This is a genomic window from Candidatus Krumholzibacteriia bacterium (assembly GCA_029865265.1).
Taxonomy (GTDB): Bacteria; Krumholzibacteriota; Krumholzibacteriia; order WVZY01; family JAKEHA01; genus JAKEHA01.
On sequence record JAOUHG010000012.1, the window covers coordinates 67381 to 87832 of the forward strand.

General features: G+C 67.1%; 16 protein-coding genes and 3 tRNA genes. 16 read left to right on the top strand and 3 right to left on the bottom strand.

The annotated features are described in order from the left end of the window. Positions 1-12: 12 nt before the first annotated feature. The 7 genes from OEX18_07805 (at position 13) to OEX18_07835 (ending at position 5615) form a co-directional block, all read left to right on the top strand. Positions 13-729: a hypothetical protein gene (locus OEX18_07805; GenBank protein ID MDH4337170.1), complete on the top strand. Its 717-nt coding sequence runs from the start codon at positions 13-15 to the stop codon at positions 727-729. After that, positions 719-2047 (top strand): DUF512 domain-containing protein, encoded by a 1329-nt coding sequence (locus OEX18_07810; GenBank protein ID MDH4337171.1) that lies wholly within the window; start codon positions 719-721, stop codon positions 2045-2047. The genes OEX18_07805 and OEX18_07810 overlap by 11 nt, the downstream gene beginning before the upstream one ends. Continuing rightward, positions 2044-3435 carry a ribosome biogenesis GTPase Der gene (gene der / locus OEX18_07815; GenBank protein MDH4337172.1) on the top strand — a complete coding sequence of 464 codons (1392 nt, stop codon included), beginning with the start codon at positions 2044-2046 and terminating at the stop codon, positions 3433-3435. Before OEX18_07810 ends, der begins: the two co-directional genes overlap by 4 nt. After that, entirely contained in the window at positions 3432-4064 is a 633-nt protein-coding gene (plsY, locus tag OEX18_07820) for a glycerol-3-phosphate 1-O-acyltransferase PlsY (protein ID MDH4337173.1), read from the top strand. The genes der and plsY overlap by 4 nt, the downstream gene beginning before the upstream one ends. Further along, entirely contained in the window at positions 4061-5101 is a 1041-nt protein-coding gene (locus OEX18_07825) for an NAD(P)-dependent glycerol-3-phosphate dehydrogenase (protein ID MDH4337174.1), read from the top strand. Before plsY ends, OEX18_07825 begins: the two co-directional genes overlap by 4 nt. Continuing rightward, positions 5098-5496, top strand: a complete 399-nt coding sequence (locus OEX18_07830; GenBank protein ID MDH4337175.1) for a MerR family transcriptional regulator — start codon at positions 5098-5100, stop codon at positions 5494-5496. Before OEX18_07825 ends, OEX18_07830 begins: the two co-directional genes overlap by 4 nt. A gap of 42 nt (positions 5497-5538) precedes the next feature. Next, positions 5539-5615, top strand: a tRNA-Pro gene (locus tag OEX18_07835). 70 nt (positions 5616-5685) lie between these two features. Here OEX18_07835 and OEX18_07840 read toward each other — a convergent pair. From OEX18_07840 to metH, 3 genes are all read right to left on the bottom strand, one after another. Continuing rightward, positions 5686-7986, bottom strand: coding sequence for a hypothetical protein (locus OEX18_07840; protein MDH4337176.1), 2301 nt, complete (start codon positions 7984-7986; stop codon positions 5686-5688). 228 nt (positions 7987-8214) lie between these two features. Next, positions 8215-11220, bottom strand: coding sequence for a T9SS type A sorting domain-containing protein (locus OEX18_07845; GenBank protein MDH4337177.1), 3006 nt, complete (start codon positions 11218-11220; stop codon positions 8215-8217). A gap of 86 nt (positions 11221-11306) precedes the next feature. Beyond that, positions 11307-15020: a methionine synthase gene (metH, locus tag OEX18_07850; GenBank protein ID MDH4337178.1), complete on the bottom strand. Its 3714-nt coding sequence runs from the start codon at positions 15018-15020 to the stop codon at positions 11307-11309. 125 nt (positions 15021-15145) lie between these two features. Here metH and OEX18_07855 point away from each other — a divergent pair, with 125 nt between their 5' ends. From OEX18_07855 to OEX18_07895, 9 genes are all read left to right on the top strand, one after another. Next, positions 15146-16045 (top strand): lysophospholipid acyltransferase family protein, encoded by a 900-nt coding sequence (locus OEX18_07855; protein ID MDH4337179.1) that lies wholly within the window; start codon positions 15146-15148, stop codon positions 16043-16045. Next, positions 16038-16727, top strand: a complete 690-nt coding sequence (locus OEX18_07860) for a glycosyltransferase family 2 protein (protein ID MDH4337180.1) — start codon at positions 16038-16040, stop codon at positions 16725-16727. Before OEX18_07855 ends, OEX18_07860 begins: the two co-directional genes overlap by 8 nt. A gap of 59 nt (positions 16728-16786) precedes the next feature. Continuing rightward, positions 16787-17536 carry a 5'/3'-nucleotidase SurE gene (gene surE / locus OEX18_07865; GenBank protein ID MDH4337181.1) on the top strand — a complete coding sequence of 250 codons (750 nt, stop codon included), beginning with the start codon at positions 16787-16789 and terminating at the stop codon, positions 17534-17536. Continuing rightward, on the top strand, positions 17533-18231 hold the full coding sequence (locus OEX18_07870; protein ID MDH4337182.1) for a protein-L-isoaspartate(D-aspartate) O-methyltransferase: 699 nt from the start codon (positions 17533-17535) through the stop codon (positions 18229-18231). Before surE ends, OEX18_07870 begins: the two co-directional genes overlap by 4 nt. After that, positions 18224-18730, top strand: coding sequence for a small multi-drug export protein (locus tag OEX18_07875; GenBank protein ID MDH4337183.1), 507 nt, complete (start codon positions 18224-18226; stop codon positions 18728-18730). The genes OEX18_07870 and OEX18_07875 overlap by 8 nt, the downstream gene beginning before the upstream one ends. A gap of 97 nt (positions 18731-18827) precedes the next feature. Next, a tRNA-Pro gene (locus tag OEX18_07880) sits at positions 18828-18905 on the top strand. A 31-nt stretch (positions 18906-18936) separates the two neighbouring features. Beyond that, complete coding sequence (locus tag OEX18_07885) at positions 18937-19797, top strand: RNA polymerase sigma factor RpoD/SigA (protein ID MDH4337184.1); 861 nt, start codon at positions 18937-18939, stop codon at positions 19795-19797. A gap of 17 nt (positions 19798-19814) precedes the next feature. After that, positions 19815-20336, top strand: a complete 522-nt coding sequence (locus OEX18_07890) for an adenine phosphoribosyltransferase (protein ID MDH4337185.1) — start codon at positions 19815-19817, stop codon at positions 20334-20336. A gap of 32 nt (positions 20337-20368) precedes the next feature. Then, a tRNA-Arg gene (locus OEX18_07895) sits at positions 20369-20445 on the top strand. Positions 20446-20452: the final 7 nt, after the last annotated feature.

Below are 20452 nucleotides of genomic sequence, written 5' to 3' on the forward strand. Positions count from 1 at the left end.
CATAAACTCCCCATGAATCCTGGCCACCGCAACTCACCGGTTCGCTGGATCATCGTCCTGGCGGCCGTGGCATTGGCGTGCTCGCCGTCCGCCAGCGTGGACAAGCGGAGCGACCTGGACCGGGCGGTGGCGCTGTACGTGACCGGCGATTACCGCGGCGCGGTGGACCGCCTGCAGAACATCGCCCGCAGCGCGCCGGACGATGCCACCCGGCGCGAGGCGTACACCTACCTGGGGCGTTCGTACATCGCGCTGGGCGACACCCAGGCCGCCATCGACGCGTTTTCGCTCGGGGTGGAGTACGGCGACCGGGGGCCGTGCGTGGAGTACCTGGAGGTGCTCAAGCGCTACCAGGAGGGCTCGCCGGAGGGGCTGCACATCCTGGCGACGATCACCCGCGGGGAACTGGCGGGAGCCGCGGTGCGGGTGCTGGGCGACGGCAGGCCGCTCGACCCGGGCGGGCCCACGCCGATCGAACTGGCGGAGAAGCGGGGCTGGTTTCCGGCGCTGCCCGACGGCGGGGTGCATGCGGACGCGCCGGTGACGCGCGCCGCGCTGTACGCGTTCGTGGGGCGGGTGCTGGCGGGAGCGGGTCTGCCGGAACGCGCCGACCAAGTCATGCCGGGCGGTTACCGGCGGGCGATGAACGATCCCGAGCCCGTATCGGGCAGCGATGCGATGGCGGTGCTGGAGCGCGTGCGCGCGCTGAAGGAAAAGAATGGCCGATAAGGCGCTGGAAATCGTCTCAATGAAAGACCCCGCGGAATTCGGGCTGGCGCCCGACGTGCTCGCGGTGGGCGACCGCATTCTCGAGGTGGCGGGCAAGCCGGCCGAGGATCAGATCGACTTTCACTTTCACACCTCGCGCGGCAAGACGGTGAGCATCCGCGTGCAGCGCAAGGACGGGCGGGTGGAGAACATTGCGCTGCCCACCGCCACCGTGGCCGGGCTGGAGATCTGGTTCGAGGCGATGGACTTCCGGCGCTGCCGCTGCAAGTGCCCGTTCTGTTTCGTCGACCAGATGCCCGCGGGCAGGCGCGAGACGCTGTACGTGAAGGACGAGGACTTCCGCCTGAGTTTCCTCTACGGCAACTTCACCACCATGAACGACATGACCGACGCCGAGCTGGCCAAGATCATCGAGCAGCGCAACTCGCCGCAGTGGGTGTCGGTGCACGTGATCGAAGAGGGCATGCGCCGCTTCATCTTCGGGCGGCCGATGAAGCGCCGCATCACCGACACGCTTCGCACCCTGGCCGCGGGTGGCATCACCGTGCACACCCAGGCGGTCATCGTGCCGGGAAAGAACGACGGTGACTACCTGCGCGAGACCATCGAAACGCTGGAGGGGATTCACCCCAACATCGCGACGCTGGCGGTGGTGCCGGTCGGGCTCACCCGGCACCGTGCGGGCCTGGCGAGCATCCGCTCCTACCGCGACGAGGAGATGGGCGCGGTCCTCGACCTGGTGGAGCCGTTCCGGGAGCGTTTCCTGGTGTCGCGCGGCAGCCGTTTCGTGTTTGCCAGCGACGAGTGGTACGTGGGCGCCGCGCGCGAGGTGCCCGCGATGGAGGCGTACGAGGGCTTCCCGCAACTGGACAACGGGGTGGGCTCCATCCGCCACTTCCTCTCCGAGATCGAGGCGGACCTGGACGGCTGCGATCTTCCGGAGGATGCGGGCATGATCCGCATCGCCACCGGTTCGCTGGGCGCGCGCGTCTTCGAGCGCTACGTATTCCCGAGGCTGCGCGCGGCGGGAATGCGCGTCGTGCCCGAACTGACGAACGTGGACAATGCGTTCTTCGGCGAGGGCGTCACCTGCTCGGGGCTGCTGGTGGGGGCGGACATCGTGCGCGCGGTGCGCGCGGCCGGCGAGCCCGCAACGACGTTCATCCCGCCCAACTGCCTCAACTACGAGGACGTCACCATCGACGAGATGTCCATCGACGATATGGCGCGCGAAATGGGCGCACCGGTGGTTGCACCGGGCGACTCCTTCGTGCAGGCGCTGTGCGACCACGCCGCCTCGGGGTCGGCCCGCAAATGAAACGCCCGCCCTGTGTCGCCATCGTGGGGCGCCCCAACGTGGGCAAGTCCACGCTGTTCAACCGCATCGCCCGGGGGCGGCGCGCCATCGTGCACGCCACACCGGGTGTTACGCGCGACGTGCAGCGCGGCGTCGCGGAATGGACCGGCGCGTCCTTCGAGCTGATCGACACCGGGGGACTGTTCTCCGGCATCGACGATCCGCTGGTGGATCGCGTGGAGGCCATCGCCATCCGCGAGATGAGCGAGGCGGACGTGATTCTGTTCGTGGTCGACGCCGCCGCCGGCCTCCTTCCGTCCGACTACGACGTGGCCAAACGGGTGCGCGACACCAACCTGCCCGTGCTGCTGGTGGCCAACAAGGCGGAGCGCGACGCCCGGCGCCGCGACGCCTCCGACTTTCATCGCCTGGGCTTCGACGCGGTGTACGAGGTGAGTGCGCTGCACGGCGATGGCACCGGCGACCTGCTCGACGACGTGGTCAAGCTCCTGCCGCGCTCCGCGCAGCGTGAGATACACACCGATCTGCGCCTGGCCATCTCGGGCGTGCCCAACGTGGGCAAGTCGAGCCTGGTCAACGCCATCCTCGGCCAGGAGACGCAGATCGTCGATTCACGGCCCGGCACCACCCGCGACAGCATCGACGCGTCGGTCACGTGGCGCAAGCGGCGCGTGACGCTGGTGGATACGGCGGGTATCCGCCGCAAGGCGAAGACCACCGAGGAACTCGACGTGCTCAGCACCATCAAGAGTATCGATGCCATCGACCGCTGCGACGTGGCGGTGGTGATGCTGGACGCCTCGCGCGAGATCTCCAACCAGGATATCAAGGTGGCGAGCTACGCGCACCGCGCCGCGCGCGGGGTGGTGGTGTGCTTCAACAAGTGGGACCTGGTGGCGCGCAAAACGCTCACCTCGGCCGAGATGGAGAAGGAGTTCCGCCGCCGGTGCGGGTTTCTGGCTTATGCGCCGGTGCTGTTCATCTCGGTGCAGGAAAACCAACGCGTGGCGAAGGTGCTGGAGACGGCGTGGCGGGTCAAGGAGGAGCGCGAGCGGCGTGTTTCCACGGCGGAGTTGAACAAGTTCCTCGCCGTGCTGGTGCAGAAAAACCCGCCGCCTTTCTACGGCGGCGGCAACGGGAAGATCTTCTACGGGACGCAGGTCGACGTGTCGCCACCCACCTTTACGCTGTTTGTGAACCGCGCGACGCACTTCGGGCGCTACTACCTGCGCTTTCTCAACAATCGCCTGCGCGAGAAGTTCGGCTTCGAGGGCAGCCTGATCCGCATCGAACTCACCGAGCGGCGCAACGCCCGCAAGGACTCGCTCAAGGTGCGGCCCACGCGCCGTGCGCGCATGAAGCGCAAGAGCAAGAAGGTGGCACCATGATGGGGGTGGCCGCGGCCGGGATCGGCGCCTATCTGACCGGCGGCATTCCGTTCAGCTATATCGCCGGACGCCTGGCGCGCGGCATCGATCTGCGCGAACACGGCAGCGGCAACCTGGGTGCCTCCAATACCTACCGCATCCTCGGCGCCCGCATGGCGCTGGTGGTGCTGTTGCTGGATGTAGCCAAGGGGCTGGCGCCGGTGCTGGTGGCGTCGCGTTTCGACACGCCCGGTGCCGCACCGCTTCACGCGCTGGCCGCCACCGCCGGGGCCATCCTGGGGCACCTGTTCTCGCCCTACCTGGGTTTCTCCGGCGGCAAGGGGATTGCCACCTCTGCGGGGGCGTTCGCCGGCCTGGCGCCGCTGCCGTTCGCGTGCGCCCTGGCCGTGTTTGCGCTGGTATTCGCCTCACGGCGCATCGTATCGCTCGCGAGCCTCTCCGCCGCGGTCACCCTGCCGGCCGCGGTCTACGCCCTGGGACGTCTGGGCGTTGCACCACAGCACCCCGCGGTGCTCTGGGTGACGGTTGCGGTGATGCTGGCCGTCGTGGTTAAGCACCGCGGAAACATCCGCCGCCTGGCGGCGGGAACCGAGCCGGCCCTGGCGCGGCGCAGGGAGGGAAGTTCGTGAGGGCGGCCGTGCTGGGCGCGGGGAGCTGGGGGACGACCCTGGCCATCGTCCTGGCCGAGAACGGCCACGATGTCGCCCTGTTCGACCGCCGGCAAGCGCGCGCCGACGCCATGGGTGTCACCCGCGAGAACGCCACCTTTCTGCCCGGGGTGGCGATTCCCGATGCGGTACGGATTACGCATCAGCTGGAAGAGAGCATTGACGGCGCCGGACTGATCGTCTTCGTCACCCCGTCGCACGTGGCGCGCGAGACGGCGCGCGCGGTGAAGGCAACGGGGAGGTTGTGCGCCGACGCGGTCGTGGTGACGGCGAGCAAGGGGTTCGAAGAGGGGTCGCTGGCGCGCATGAGCGAAGTGCTTGCGCAGGAACTGGGGGTGGGCCCGGGACGCGTGGTGGTGCTGGCCGGTCCCAGCCACGCGGAAGAGGTGAGCCGCCACGTTCCCACCTCCGTGGTTGCAGCCGGGAGCGGGGTCGAGGCGTGCGACCTGGTGCAGGAGGCGTTCGTGCGCCCCTACCTGCGCGTGTACACCAACCCGGACGTGCTCGGCGTCGAGCTTGCCACCGGGCTCAAGAATCCCATCGCCATCGCCGCGGGCATCCTGGACGGACTCGGTTGTGGCGACAACACCAAGGCGGCGCTCGTCACGCGTGGGCTCGCCGAGATCGCACGGCTGGGGCAGGCGATGGGGGCCTCCGCGGATACGTTTTCGGGCCTTGCGGGGGTGGGGGACCTCGTGGTTACCTGTTTGAGCCGTCACAGCCGCAACCGGCGCGTCGGGGACGCGATCGGCCGCGGTCAGTCGCTGGAGGAGGCTCTCTCCGGCATGGTCATGGTGGCGGAGGGCGTTCGCACCACCCGGGCGGCCGTCGAGATGGGCCGGCGCCACGGCGTCGAACTGCCCATCATCGAGATGGTCCACGCGGTGCTGTTCGAGGGCCACGATCCGCGCGAAGCCGTGCAGATGCTGATGATGCGCCCGCCGCGTTCGGAAGCGCCGCGCGGGTCCACGGACAGTGCGAAGGGAGGACGCGCATGAGGTACAAGACGACCACCGGCAAGATGTACTACACCATCGGTGAAGTCAGTGAGGTCACCGGGGTGAAGGCCCACGTGCTGCGCTACTGGGAAACGGAGTTCCCCAGCCTGCGTCCCAAGAAGAACAGCGCCGGCAACCGCAGCTACCGCCCGCGCGATATCAAGGCCATCCTCGCCATCCGCGACCTTCTCTACAAGGAGAAGTTCACCATCAACGGCGCGCGCAAGAAGCTGCAGGAGAATTTCGGCAACCCGGATCCCATCATCAAGCAGATGCAGATCCCGTTCAGCGATCCGCAGGCGCGCCACGTCCTGCTCACCGTGCGCAAGGAACTCGAGGAGATCCGGGCCCTTCTGGACGACGTTCCGGACGAGGTGGCCGGCGAGAGCGCTTGAACGCACCCGCTTCCTTCTGTTAATCTACTGTACTCTTTCGGTCGGGGCGTGGCGCAGTCCGGTAGCGCACTTGCATGGGGTGCAAGTGGTCGCTGGTTCAAATCCAGTCGCCCCGACCATCTCTCACGAAAAACGGGGCCCAAAAGGGCCCCGTTTTTTAGCATGTAGCCACGCGCACAAGCCGCCGCGTTACTCAGAAGCCCGGGCGCTTAATGCAGACACCTTCTGCGGCAGCTGCCACTCGTCGAACATGATGTGCTCGATGGCGGGTTTCACCTTGACCGGGTCGAAGAAGACCGGCGCGAACCCGAACACCGCACTGCGTGCCGCCACCGCCCCGGGAACGTCGGCCACCCGGTCTGCGAAGACGCTGGTCCAGAAGGCGGCGGGCTGCGCGTAGGTGGCCTCGCCGGTGTCCTTGCAGCCCACCCCGTAGATGGGCTGGAAACAGGTGCGCGGGTTTCGTGGCACGAAGTTGCAGCGCTCGCCGAAGTACTGCGGGTTGTAGACCTCCACATCGAGACCGCGCAAGGACTCCTCGAAGAAGGCGCCCGGCGCGGCGGCCTCCACGCGCAGGGTCAGCGGCGGGAACGCCGGGTCGAGGGGAATGGCCTCGCGCATGGTGTCGTCGCGCAGCGAGAGGTTGTTGGGGCGGCGGACGGCGGTGACCGAGCAGTAGCGGTCGTTGCCGCGGCGGCGCTGGTTGCTGGTGAGTGCGAAGTCGATGGTTTCCAGGCACAGTTCGCGGTAGGCGAACGACTCGTCGCCCACGGGCGCGGCCGGGTCGGGTTCGGCCGTCTGCGAGCCCTCGAGGTCGTATTTGAAGATCAACGGGTAGCGCACGTTGGACGCGAACTGTCGGTTGACGACGTTCTGCACCGGCTGCGCGCCGGTGATGAGCACGTGGCTTCCCGCCGCCATCGCCAGGGCGATCAGGTTGGGCGTTACCTTGCCACTGGTGGACGTGCTCTGCGGGTTCTTGGCGCGGTGCTGGATGAACGCGTAGAGCTGCGGGAAGGTGCCGCCGTTGGGCGTGCCCACGTCGCCGTAGGCGCTCCAGATGATGGACTTGTAACGCGCGATCACACTGAGCGGAATCGATCCCCCCGGAGAGGTAACCAGGACGTCGCGCTGCGGATCGAACCCGGCCACGTTGGACGCCATGTCCAGCCAGAACGCATCGTGCTCGGCGTCGTTGGGCAGCGAACCCTTGCCCAGCGCGTTCTTCCACCCGGCCTGCACGCTCTCGTCCGCCTTGAAGTCATCCACGATGAGCAGGTTGTGCTCCAGGGTGAACTGGACGATGTTCACCTTCACCTCCACCCGGCTGCAGAAACCCGAGTTGTCGATCACCTCGGTGGTAAGGGTGTGCGTTCCAAAGAAGAAGCGGCGCGATGTCGTCTTGGCCTCGCTGGCCACAAACGGGGTGAAGTCGATCTCCCATTGCTCGGGGTCGTTCAGGTCCACGATGTCCCATCCGTACCGGTAGCCGGAGACCGTGCCCCCGTAGTGATCGGCCCGGGCGCTCAGGGCGAACTCGATGGGAATGCCGGCCGGGAGGTCGAGGATGGTGATGGGGCTGCTGCACGAACTGGTGATGACCTGGCCCATGTACGCGTTGCGCACCACGAACAGGGGACCGGTGCTGCGTCGCGACACGCGGACGCGGCGCACGTTGGAGATCTCATCGAGCACCGGGGTAACCGCGCCGGCTTCGTCCTTGGCGCGCACCGCGAACACGTAGGTGCCGAACTCCTGCGGCGGGGTGGTCCAGGTGGTGCCACTGTCGCCGCGCGCCTTGTAGTACACCCACGGCCGCCATTCCTTTGCCCCCGCGACGGAACCCATGTAGTCGATGGTCCTGCTGAAGTCGCCCCCGAACGGAGCGGTGCTGGTAAGCGCGTACTGCACGGACTCCGGTTCCTGCGAGGTCATGCGGTCGTCAATATAGTCCGTGGCCTTCCACTTGAAGGTGGCGATGGGCGGAAAGTCGGCCGGGTTGAGCTGGTTGCGGACCGGAATCAACACCGACACCGACGGGGAAAGCGTGCGCGAGGTGAACGACCGGTATGCCGGCTGCAAAGAACGCTTGCCGAACTCGTCCACCGCACGCACAAAGAAGGTGTGGGAGCGGGTAAAGACCGTTACCTGATCGGTGGTATTGGTGTCGGCCAGGATGTCGGCCGTGAAGGTGAAGGTGGAGTCGTTGGACAGCACGCGGCTCCAGTCCGCCCCCACCGTGTCGGCGGGGACGAAGACGCCGGTCTCGTTGTCGGTCACGAGGTACTCGTAGTGGGATATCTCGCCGTCCGGATCCCAGCCACCCCAGTATAGATGGACGGTGTACTTGCTGGTGGATCCCTCCGGGGGTGCGGCCGAGAGCCACACCTGCGGCGGCTGGTTCTCCAGCAGGTCGCCTTCGAGGTTCTGCGATGCGCACGCCGGCAGCAGGATCAGTGCTGCCAGGAAGAACACATGGTACCGGTTCACGTCCTCACTCCATCGTGTCGCGTCGTTGCCGTGTGTAGTCGGGCGCCCACCGGCATGTATACGCTTGTTTACTGTCTGGTTTCGCCCGTTGTGAGGTGTACGGCGAAACCTGCGCCCCTGTTCCATTCCCGTGCGCGAAGGAAAGTTAATAGTGCGATGCAAAAAAGGAAAGCCGCAGACGTTTGAATGCATCCGCGGCTTTCTGTGCCGAGTCGTTGCGGGTGGTGGTTACTTGAGGAGAACCATCTTGCGCGTCCGGGCGACGCCGCCCGTAACGAGCTTGTAGAAATACACGCCGCTCGCAACGCGCGCGCCGCTCTGGGCGCGTCCGTCCCAGGTGACGGTGTGCGCGCCGGCCTCGCGCGTCTCGTCCAGCAGTGTACGCACGAGGCGGCCGGCCACGTCGTAGACCGCCAGCGTCGTCGCCCCGCGTTGCGCCAGCGAAAACGCAATGCTGGTCTGCGGGTTGAAAGGGTTGGGGACGTTCGCATCCAGGCGCGTGACCCGGGGAGCACCGCTGGCCGGCGTGGGAGCGCCCACCGCTCCGAACTGGCTGAGGATGTCGTAGAGCAGGTCCGCCCGGTCGGAGACCCCGTCGTTGTCGTCGTCGCGCACGTAGATGAAGCTGAAGCCGCTCATCGTCACGCGGGCATTGCCCACGATATTGCGCAGCAGGGCGCCGTTGGCCGACGCGGCGGTGCCGGCACCATAGGTAATTTCGTTCACGGTGGTGCCCTGGGGCGCCATCACGTCGAAGTCGTTCAGGAGCGGACAGCTACCGTGGATGACGAATGTGGGGTCGCTGGCGCCGCCGCCACCCCACGCGCCCGCCACCGCGCTTCCCACGGGCGAGATGCCATAGGACGGCCAGTGGTTGCCGGTGGTGAGGTTGAAGGGCAGGTAAGTGCCACGGAACGTCATCGCATCGCCACCGCTGTAGCCGGAAAGCTGCGATGGGACATCGTCGCCGCACAGGTACATCCCGCCGTTGGGCGTTAGATTGGCGAGGAACAAATTGATCAACCGGTAGTCGTTGGTCTTCTCCGGGAAACCGCTTCCGTCGCCGAGTGTGGTCGGGAGATCACCGCAATCCCACAGGATGATCCGGTAGGAGGGAACCAGCTGGGAAATGTCTCTCACGCGCCCGGCCGGCCGGTTGGATACCTGCGAGGTGGGCCCGCGGATGTCGTAGCGGTCGATCTGCCGGCCGATGTGCATGGCGGCGAACGCGGTCTCCCAGTAGGGTTGCGCGCCGCGGCCGTCCATTCCGTCCACGTAGAGGATGTCGCCGCCGTTCGCCACCCCGCCGGCGGGGAGAATGGTGAACTCGGAGGGGTCCGCCGCCGCCTGGTTGCGGTCATCGCTGGCGAGCGCCAGGTTGGAGCCGAACGCCACCGTCTCCTGGCCGATGGCATTCTTTGCCGAGTAGAAGAAGAATATCGTGTCGCCGGACTCGAAGAGGTTGTCGTTGAGATCGACGCAGTAGCGGTCGGGCGCCGGGTCACCATTCACGCGGCAGGAGTCCAGGCGCACGCATGTCCATGGCGTCCCCTTGCCGTCCGTCCATGAACCCACCACCGGCCAGCGCGTGCTGTTCTGCGTGAGGCCCGCGCCGACCTTGGCGGATTGCCCCTGCGGAAACACCGAGACGTAGCAGTACACCGCCGGGCCGCCCGCTCCCGCATCGAGCCCCATGCCGTGGGTCAGGTCATACACCGTCACCACCGAGGAGTCGCCGGGGATGATGCTGTTCACGTGGTTGCCGGGCGCGATGTCGTTGGCCATGTCGGCGCGCGCGCGCCCGGCGCCGGGTCCCACGATCTCCTCGAAAGCATCCTGGAACTGGTCGATGTCGCGAATACTCCACTGCGGGCCGTTGCTGTCCACGCGGTACACCTTGACGTTGTCGTAGAGCGGCGCGTGCGAGTGGCACTGGCCCGAGCCAAAGGTGCCGCACCACACCCGGCACATGTCGACCGCACCCAGTGAGACCTGCATCTCGGTGGCGGTGCCGGTATTGACGAAGGGCGCAATGAACTCAATCTGACGCGTCCACCCGCTCGGGTAATAGAAATACACAATGGGATCGATCCAGGGCCGCGGACATCCCTCCACGATGGGACGCACCGACCAGGTGGGAAACACCAGCGCCTCACCGGGGAAGTCGTTGTACTGCAGGTATTCGAGGATCAGCGTACTGCCGGATTGAGACAGATCGATGGGCGGCGACCAGATCTCGTTGTGGAAGTACTGACCGGCCGCGTTGACATAGGGAATGGTCTTCTGCGACGGGAACCCCGCGCAACTGTAGTCGGACGTGGACCCCACGAAGAACGCCCACATGCAGCTCACGTCGAGCGTGCAGCCGTCGCCCTGGTTCTGCAGGACGCCGGCGCCACTTACCAGGCTGGCGAACAGCCCGTAGGCGGAATTGCAGGAGATCCAGTCATCGGACGATGTGGCGCCCACCGCCTCGTCCTCGAAGTCCTCCAGTGCGAGGCCCTCAACGTCCAGGCTGTCGATGTGCACGGCACCCTCGGTGTCCCACAGGCCGTCCTCGTCGGACCAGGCGCCGTCCGACCAGAAGCTCAGGCGCACGCGCACACTCGACGCGCCACCCACGTCATAGGCCTGGTTGATGGACAGGCTCTCAGTGCCGTCCCACACCTGGATGCCGCCATCCAGGTGCACCCACCCCGCGTCGTTGTTGCAGTCGGTGGTGTAGTGGAGGAGCACCGCGTCGTAGGACGGCTCGGTGTCGAGGCGCATCTGGAAGGACACATCGAGATCGCCGCTCACGGGGATGCACGTCTTCGTGCACCAGGCCTGGACCCAGTTGTTTCCGTAGCCGGGGAGCGTCTGGTACGAGCAGAGTGGCCCCGTCGACGCGGGACGCGCACCGCACCACAGCGACTTGCTGCCGGCAAGCGGCCCGAAAAACAGCCCCGCATAGTCGTCCACGTGGAAGTACTCGCCGGTCTGGGCGGTCATGTCGACGGCGGTCCAGCCCTGCGAGGTACATCCGCCCGGACCGTCGAAGGTGGCGGTATACAGGTAGGTGGTGGACGCCGCTGCGGGCCGGAAGGGCGGCAGATCGGGTGAACGGTCGCTGGTGTAGGGTGCCAGCGGTGGAGCGCTGGATCGGGTTGGAAGGGGTGGTGGAGACGGCCTGCGCGCGAGAGCCGCCGCGGGCAGTAGAAGAGCGGCCACCAGGAGCCATGCTGTCTTTTTCATGGCACACCTCCAGGTCGGCTGGTTGCGCGGCGCTCGGTCGGCTGGAAGAATTGTACACCCGTTGCGGGTGGGTGTGAAGCGCGGAATCAGGTGCGGTAGGCGAGGCTGGAACCGAGCCAGCGCTCCGCTTCGGCCAGGGTGATGCCCTTCCTGCGCGCGTAGTCCTCCACCTGGTCCTTGCCGATGCGGCCGACACCGAAGTAGTGCGCATCCGGATGCGCAAAGTACCAGCCGCTCACCGAGGCGGCCGGCCACATGGCGAACGACTCGGTCAGGGTGACGCCGGCCGCGCGCTCGCCGTCGAGAAGGTCGAACAGCGTGCGTTTCTCGGTGTGGTCGGGGCAGGCGGGGTAGCCCGGCGCGGGACGGATGCCGCGGTAACCCTCGCGGATGATGTCGTTGTTGGAGAGCGACTCGTCGGGCGCGTAGCCCCAGAACTCGCGGCGCACCCGCTCGTGCATGCGCTCGGCCAGCGCTTCCGCGAGACGATCCGCGAGCGCCTTGGCCAGAATGGCGCGGTAGTCGTCGTGCTCCCGCTCGTAGCGCGCCACGATCTCGTCGAGGCCGATACCCGCGGTGACGATGAACGCGCCCACGTGGTCGGGCGTTGCCGAACCCTGCGGCGCCACGAAGTCCGCCAGGCAGAAGTTGGGGCGCGAGTCGGTCTTGGCCGCCTGCTGGCGCAGGAAGTGTAGCGTGCGCGGCGTGCCGTTCACGTCCAGCACCACGTCGTCGCCGCGGCTGGCGGCGGGGAAGAAGCCGATCACGGCGCGCGTTTTCAGACTTTGTTCGCGCACGAAATCGTTCAGCATGAGGCGGGCGTCGTCGAAGAGCGAGCGCGCCTGCTCGCCCACCACCTCGTCGTCGAGAATGGCCGGATAGCGCCCGCGCAATTCCCAGGTCTGGAAGAACGGCGTCCAGTCGATGCGCTCCACCAGTTCCGCCAGCGGATAGTCATCGAAGATGCGCGTGCCCAGGAAGGTCGGCACCGGTGCGGCCTGCGCGGTGTCCAGCCGCTCGCGCCGTCCGCGCGCATCCTCGAGGGGGAGCAGGCGCGCCTCGCCCTGCGAGGACTCGCGCGCAACGCGGATGGTCCGGTACTCGTCGCGCGTGCGCGACTCAAAAGGCGCGCGGGTATCATCGCCCAGCAGCTGATTCACCACACCCACCGCGCGCGACGCGTCCAGCACGTGCACCACCCCGTGATCGTACTCGGGGTCGATCTTTACCGCGGTGTGCGCCACCGAGGTGGTGGCGCCGCCGATCAGGAGCGGGGTGGTGAAGCCCTGGCGTTTCATTTCGCGCGCCACCGTGACCATCTCGTCCAGCGAAGGCGTAATCAACCCCGACAGCCCGATGACGTCCGCGTTCTCGCTCTTCGCGGTGTCGAGGATGGTCTGGAAGGAAACCATCACTCCGAGATCTACGACATCGTAGTTGTTGCAGCGCAGCACCACGCCCACGATGTTCTTGCCGATGTCGTGCACGTCGCCCTTCACCGTGGCCAGCACGATCTTGCCCCGGGCGCGCACAGCGCCCGCGGCGGACTGCTCCGCTTCGATGAACGGCACCAGGTGCGCCACCGCCTTCTTCATGACGCGCGCGCTCTTGACCACCTGAGGCAGGAACATCTTGCCGGACCCGAACAGGTCGCCCACCACGTTCATGCCGTCCATGAGCGGCCCCTCGATGACGTGGATGGGGCGCTCGGCCTCCTGGCGCGCCAGTTCGACGTCGTCCACGATGTGCGCGTCCAGCCCGTGCACCAGCGCGTGCTCGATGCGCTCGCGCACCGGCAACGCGCGCCACGCCACGTCCGTCGCCGCCTTCTTCGCGCCGCCCGCCCGCATGGACTCCGCCACCTCCAGCAGGCGCTCGGTGGCGTCCGCGCGGCGGTTGAGCACCACGTCCTCCACGCGCGCGAGGAGATCGGCCGGGATGTCCCCGTAGACCATGAGCTGGCCGGCGTTGACGATGCCCATGTCCATGCCGGCGCGGATGGCGTGGTACAGGAACACCGCGTGGATGGCCTGGCGCACCGGTTCGTTTCCGCGAAATGAGAACGACACGTTGCTCACCCCGCCGCTCACGTGCGAGCGCGGGAAGCGCTGCTTCAGTTCGCGGCAGGCCTCGATGAAGTCGAGCGCGTAGGCGTTGTGCTCCTCGATGCCGGTGGCGATGGCGAACACGTTGGGGTCGAAGATGATGTCCTCGGGCGGGAAGCCGATCCTCTCCGTGAGCAGGCGGAAGGAACGGTCGCAGATGTCCACCTTGCGCGCCACCGTGTCCGCCTGGCCCTGTTCGTCGAAGGCCATCACGATCACCGCGGCGCCGTAGCGGCGCACACGCCGCGCGTGGTCGAGGAAGGCGTCCTCGCCTTCCTTGAGCGAGATGGAATTGACCACGCACTTGCCCTGGGCGCACTGCAGACCGGCCTCGATGACCTCGAACTTCGAACTGTCGATCATGATGGGGACGCGCGCGATATCTGGTTCGGTGGCAATCAGGTTGAGAAAGCGCCGCATCGCACCCACCGAGTCGAGCATGCCCTCGTCCATGTTCACGTCGATGATCTGGGCGCCGTCCTCCACCTGCTGGCGCGCCACCCCCAGCGCCGCCTCGTAGTCGTCGGACTGGATGAGCTTGCGGAAGCGCGCCGAGCCGGTGACGTTGGTGCGTTCGCCCACATTGATGAAATTCGAGTCCGGGCGGATCTGGATGGCCTCGAGCCCCGAGAGAATGGTGTAGCCGCGGCTCTCCGGGAGCCTGCGTGGCGGGAGACCGTGCACCGCCTCCACGATGGCGCGCGTGTGTGCCGGGGTCGAGCCGCAGCACGAGCCGACCAGGTTGGCGAGGCCGTCGTCGGCCATGTCGCGGATGGCGGCGGCCATGGCCTCGGGGGACTCGTCGTAGCCGCCGAAGGCGTTGGGCAGCCCCGCGTTGGGATACACGCTCACCGGGAAGCGCGAAATTGAGGAGAGCGCGGCCAGGAACGGTTTCATCTGCGTGCTGCCCAGCGCGCAGTTCAGGCCCACCGCCAAGAGCGGGATGTGCGAAACCGACGCGTAGAACGCCTCCGGTGTCTGTCCGGAGAGTGTGCGCCCGCTCAGGTCGGTGACGGTGCCCGAACAGATGACCGGCAGGCGCATCCCGCGCGCCTCGAACTCTTCCGCGATGGCGAACAGCGCCGCCTTGGCGTTGAGCGTGTCGAAGACGGTTTCGACCAGCAGGATGTCGGCGCCGCCGTCTATCAGGCCCCGCGCGTTCTCGCGGTATCCGGCGCGCATCTCGTCGAAGGTCACATTGCGAAAGCCGGGGTCGTTGACCTCGGGCGATATCGACAGCGTGCGGTTGGTGGGCGGCAGCGACCCCGCCACGAAGCGCGGCCGGGACGGGTCGCGCGCGGTGAAGGCGTCCGCCTCGATGCGCGCAACGCGCGCCGCCTCGCGGGAGATCTCGTAGGCGAGGTGCGACAGCCCGTACTCGTGCTGTGAGACCGGCGTGGCGTTGAAGGTGTTGGTGGTGAGGATGTCCGCACCGGCCTCGAGGAAGCGGCGGTGGATCTCGGCCACGATGGCCGGCTGGGTCAGGCACAGGATGTCGTTGTCGCCCTTGAGGTCGCTATGATGATCGCGGAAACGAGCGCCGCGGAAGGCGGCCTCGTCCAGGCCATAGCTCTGCACCATGGTACCCATGGCACCGTCGAGCACCATGATGCGCCGGGACAGTATGGAATCGAGTTCAGCGGTGCGGTCGCGCGCCGGAGCGGCCGTTCCCTGGGCGGTGGGGGAGAATGTCACGCGGTGGATATTCGGATCGAATGCATTACCTCGGTTGGGACCAGCAGGGTCCGTGCCATCTATTCTAGGGGGCCGGTGGCGGCCCGTCAAGAACGGGTGCTTGTTCCCCCGGCCCGGGGCGGGTAATGTGGTGGGGCTCCTTCCGTCACGGACCCATGATCCAGGCCATTCCTTACCATCTGGGCGCGTTCTTCGCGCGTTTCCTGCCCGACGCCATCAGCCGGGCCATCGCCTGGACGCTGGGTGAGGCCAACTGGCTGCTTCGTCCCCGGACGCGGCGCCTGCTGGACGAGAATTTCCGCATCATCCACCCGGAATGGACGGCGGCCCAGCGCCGGCGGGCGGGGCGGCGCACCGTGCACCACTTCGCGCAGAGCATCCGCCTCTTCCTGCAGATGCCGTTCCTGGATCCGGACGCGCTGTTCGCCCGTTGCGACGTGAGCGCGCTGCGCGCGGAGATCGACCGGCTCGGGGGCGACCGGCCCTTCATCGTGGCGTCCGCGCACGTGGGGCCGTGGGAGTTGGGGGGCTACTGCCTGGCGCGCATGGGGCATGCGGTGCACACCGTGGCGCTGGACCACCCCACGCGGCAGGTGACCGACTTCTACAGCGCACGCCGCGAGTACCTGGGTATCCACGCGCACCCCATGGGTGAGTCGTTCATGACCCTCAAGGAGGCGATGGACCGCGGGGAATCCGTCGCACTGCTGGTGGACCGATCCTACGGGAAGGCCAAGAAGCGCTTTGCCATTTTCGGGGTGGAGAGCGAGTTTCCCCTGGGGCACCTGGTGCTGTCGGCGCGATGCAACGCACCGGTGATCACGGGCGCGCTTGTGTTTGACGGGCGTGACCGCTTCAAGTACGTTCACGGCGGCACACACCTCCCCGAGGACAACGAAGACGAGTTCGAGAAGCTCGAACGCCTGCAGGAGCGGTGTCTGCGCGATCTGGAGCGGATCATTCGCGACTACACCGATCAGTGGTTCCACTTCATCCCGCTGGAGCGAACGGAAAGCAGTGGATAGCGCCGCACCCCTCGACGACCTCGCCGCCATCATCCCGGCCTACAACGCGGGCGCGCATCTCGCCGCCGTGATCGACACGGTGTCGCGCTACGTGCCGCGCGGACGCATCGTGGTGGTCGATGACGGCTCTTCCGACGACACCCGCGCGGTGGCACAGCGCGCGGGCGTGGTGGTGGAGGTGCACCCGCAGAACCGCGGCAAGGGCGCGGCCATTCGCAGCGGTATTGCGCGTGCCGCCACGCTGGGCGTGACCTACGCCATCCTGCTCGACGCCGACGGGCAGCACAACCCCGACCAGATTCCCGCCTTCGTGGCCCGGGCGCGCGAGACCGGCGCCGACATGGTGGTGGGGAACCGGCTGGTGGATACCGGCAACATGCCCTGGCTGCGCCTGGTCACCAACCACGTGACCAGCGCGGTGGTGTCGGCCCTCGCGGGACAGAAGGTGCCGGATTCCCAGAACGGCTACCGCCTCATCCGCCTGGCGCTCTTCGCCCGCATCCCGCTCACCACCTCGCGCTACGAGATCGAGTCGGAAATGATCATCCGCGCCGGCCGCGCCGGGGGCAAGATTGCCTCGGTGCCGGTGCAGACCATCTACGGGGCGGAGAAGAGTTTCATCAATCCGTTTATCGACACGGGACGGTTTTTGCGGATGGTCGTCAAGTCGGTGTTCTGGTAGACTGCGGTCTCCGAAGACGAGAATCGAGCACGGCCGCCCGGGGTACGGCCGATGTCACGATGCACAAGCGAATCCTCATTTCGAACGACGACGGTTTTGACGCGCGCGGCATCCAGGTGCTGGAGCGTGCGCTGCAGCCACTGGGAGACGTGTTCGTGGTGGCGCCGGACAGTGAGCAGAGCGCGAGCAGCCATTCGCTCACCATCCGGCGGCCCATCGATGTCAAGCGGGTGGACGATCATCACTACCGCGTCGTCGGCACGCCCACCGATTGCGTGGTGCTCGCGCTGCAGGTGATCCTGGACCGCCCGCCGGATCTCATCGTCTCGGGCATCAATCACGGCCCCAACATGGGCGAGGACGTGACCTACAGCGGAACCGTGGCGGTGGCGTTCGAGGGCACCATTCTGGGCGTGCCGTCGGTGGCCATCTCGGCGCTGCAGCGCAGCGTCGAGGACGAGGACGTCAATGGCCGGGTGGCGCGGCGCGTGGTGGAGCGCGCGCTCGAGTACGGGGTCCCGGCCGGAGCGCTGCTCAACGTGAACATCCCCAACCCGGAGAAGTCCCCGGTGAAGGGGCTGCGTTTCACCAAGCTGGGCTCGCGGCACTACGAAAACTTCATCGAACCGATCACGGCCGAACTCAAGACGCAGTACACCATCGGCGGCCGCGACCCGGTGTGGCGGGCGGATGACGGGACGGATATCGCAGCGGTGCGAATGGGGTTCGTGTCCATAACACCGCTGCACCTCGATCTCACCCACTACAAGGCCATCGTGGAGATGGAACGCTGGAGGTTCGAGCTATGAGGTGGCGCCAGTATCGAATCGCCCGGGAACGTATGGTGAGGGAGCACGTCTATGGCCGTGGGATCCGCGACCCGCGCGTGCTGGAGGCGATGCTGCGCGTGCCGCGGCACCTGTTCATCGACAAGGACGCGGGCAGCGAGGCCTACGCCAACCACTCCTACCCCATCGGCTTCCAGCAGACGATGTCACAGCCCTACATGGTGGCCTACCTCACCGAGAATCTCCGCCTGGAAGGCGAGGAACGCGTGCTCGAGGTGGGCACCGGTTCCGGTTACCACTGCGCGGTGCTCGCCAGCCTGTGCGCCGACGTGTACAGCGTCGAACGCGTCCCCGACCTGGCCGAGCGCGCCTCGTTTGCACTGCGCGACCTGCTGTTCCAGAACGCACACATCCGCGTGGGTGACGGCGCCGACGGCTGGCCCGATGCCGCACCCTTCGACCGCGTGCTGCTGACCGCCGCCGCGGCCAGCGTGCCCAAGGCCCTGCTTGCGCAGCTGGCCGACGGGGGATTCCTGCTGGGCCCGGTGGCCCGCGGCGACGGCACCCAGGAAATCGTGCGCCTGACGCGCGAAGGCACCCGCTTCTCGGTGGAGCGCCTCATCGAGTGCTCGTTCGTGCCGCTGGTGCGCAGCGCCCGCGCACCGTCGGGCAGCATGCGGGAGCGGTCCGCCGTCGAAGGGGAGGCGCGTGGATAAACTCCTCGCGACGCTCTCCGGGTCCCCGCACGTCCTCACCACCTTCGTCCTGGCCATGCTGCCCGTCTCGGAGCTGCGGGGCGCGATTCCCTATGCGATGACGGTGGGGGGGATGTCCTGGCAGGAGGCGTTCGTGATCTCGGTGATCGGCAACTTCGTGCCGGTCATTCCCATTCTCCTGCTCATCGGGCCCGTTTCGGAGTGGACGCGGCGCTGGCCCGCCTTCGATCGCTTCTTCACCTGGCTCTTCGAGCGGACGCGCCGCAAGGGGAAGATGATAGAGCGCTTCGAGGCCGTCGGGGTGTGCCTCTTCGTGGCCATTCCACTGCCCATGACCGGCGCCTGGACAGGCGCGGCGGCGGCGTTCGTCTTTGGCGTGCGCCCGCGCCTGGCGATTCCGGCCATTGCCGCCGGCATTCTGATCGCGGGGACCATCGTGACCCTCGTGGTGAACGGGGCCATCAGCTTCGTCGGGGTGCACGCCCCGGCGGCTCCGTGAGACGGGGAAGTATTGTATTGATTCACCCACAAAACGTGTTAGTATGGCCCCACTTAGGTTGACCCGGGAGCGCCCCGGGCGGCCACCGGCAACGTGTCGGGGCGTAGCGCAGCCCGGTTAGCGCGCCTGCTTCGGGAGCAGGAGGTCGGAGGTTCAAATCCTCTCGCCCCGACCATTTCTTCTTCCCACCCATGAGCGACGAACGCGTGAATCCGGCACCGTTCGACGACGAGCGCGCCGAGCCGTCTTACGACATCCAGGCGCGGTACCTCGCGGAGATCGGCCGCTACCCATTGCTCACTCCCGAAGAGGAGATCGAGCTGGGCCGCCGCCTTGCCGAGGGCGACGAGGAGGCCAAGCGCCGCCTGGTCATCTGTAACCTGCGCCTGGTGGTCACCATCGCCAAGCGCTACTCGCGCGGCAGCCAGACGCTGCTGGACCTCATCGAGGACGGCAACCTGGGATTGATCCGCGCCGCGGCAAAGTTCGACTATCGCAAGGGTTTTCGTTTCAGCACCTACGCCTCGTACTGGATCAAGCAGTCGATCAAGCGCGGTATCGCGAGCCAGTCGCGCGCCATCCGCATCCCGGTGCACATCTACCACCTGATCAACCGCTACATCCGCGCGGAGGAGGCACTGCGCAAGGACGGCAAGCCGACCGACGACGAGGCGATGTCCGAGGCGCTGGACGTGAGCGTGCGGCGGGTGAAGCTGGTGCGCACGCTGATCGTCGGCATCCGCGACGCGGACCCGGGGGCGAGCGCCGACGCGTTGCAACGCCTGGCCGCGGACCCGCAGAACCGCGGGCACGGCTCGCCGGAATCGATGGTCACCATGCAACTGGAGAACGAGGAGATGTCCAACCTCTTCGACCGTTGCCTCAACGCGCGCGAACAGGAAGTGCTGACGCTGCGCTTTGGCCTGGATGACGGCGAACCCAAGACGCTGGGCGAGGCGGGGCGGCAGGTGGGTGTCTCACGCGAGCGCGTGCGTCAGATCGAGAAGCGCGCCCTGCAGAAGCTAAACCTGGTGCTCTCGGGCAAGCGCCGCGCCGCGGACAACTAGCATCCATGGAGACGGAGATGATCGAACGCATTCGCGCCGCCATCCGCGACGTGCCGGACTTTCCCAAGCCGGGCATTCTGTTCAAGGACATCACCCCGGTGCTGAACGACCCGGCGCTGTTCGGCGGCATCGTGGACGCGCTGGTGGCGCGGTACCGGCCCATGGGCATCGACCGCGTGGCGGCCATGGAGTCGCGCGGGTTCATCTTCGGCGCACCGCTGGCGACACGCCTCGGAGCGGGCTTCGTACCGCTACGCAAGTTCGGCAAACTGCCGCACACCACCGTGGCAGAGACCTTCGACCTGGAGTACGGTACCGAGACGCTCGAGATCCACACCGACGCGGTGCGTCCCGGCGAGAAGGTGCTGGTGGTGGACGACCTGCTGGCCACCGGGGGAACCGCGGTCGCCGCGATCAAGCTGATCGAGAAGACGGGCGGAAGCGTGGTCGAGCTGGCCTTCCTGGTGGAGCTCGCCTTTCTCGGTGGGCGGAGCCGCATCGACGGGGTTCCCGTTTATGCGATGATCCGTTACGATTAGCGCCCGCCGGGCGCGATGCATCCGGATCCGGTGGCCCCGTAGCTCAGATGGATAGAGCAGCGGTTTCCTAAACCGCGTGTCGGACGTTCGAATCGTCTCGGGGCCACCATTTCTTT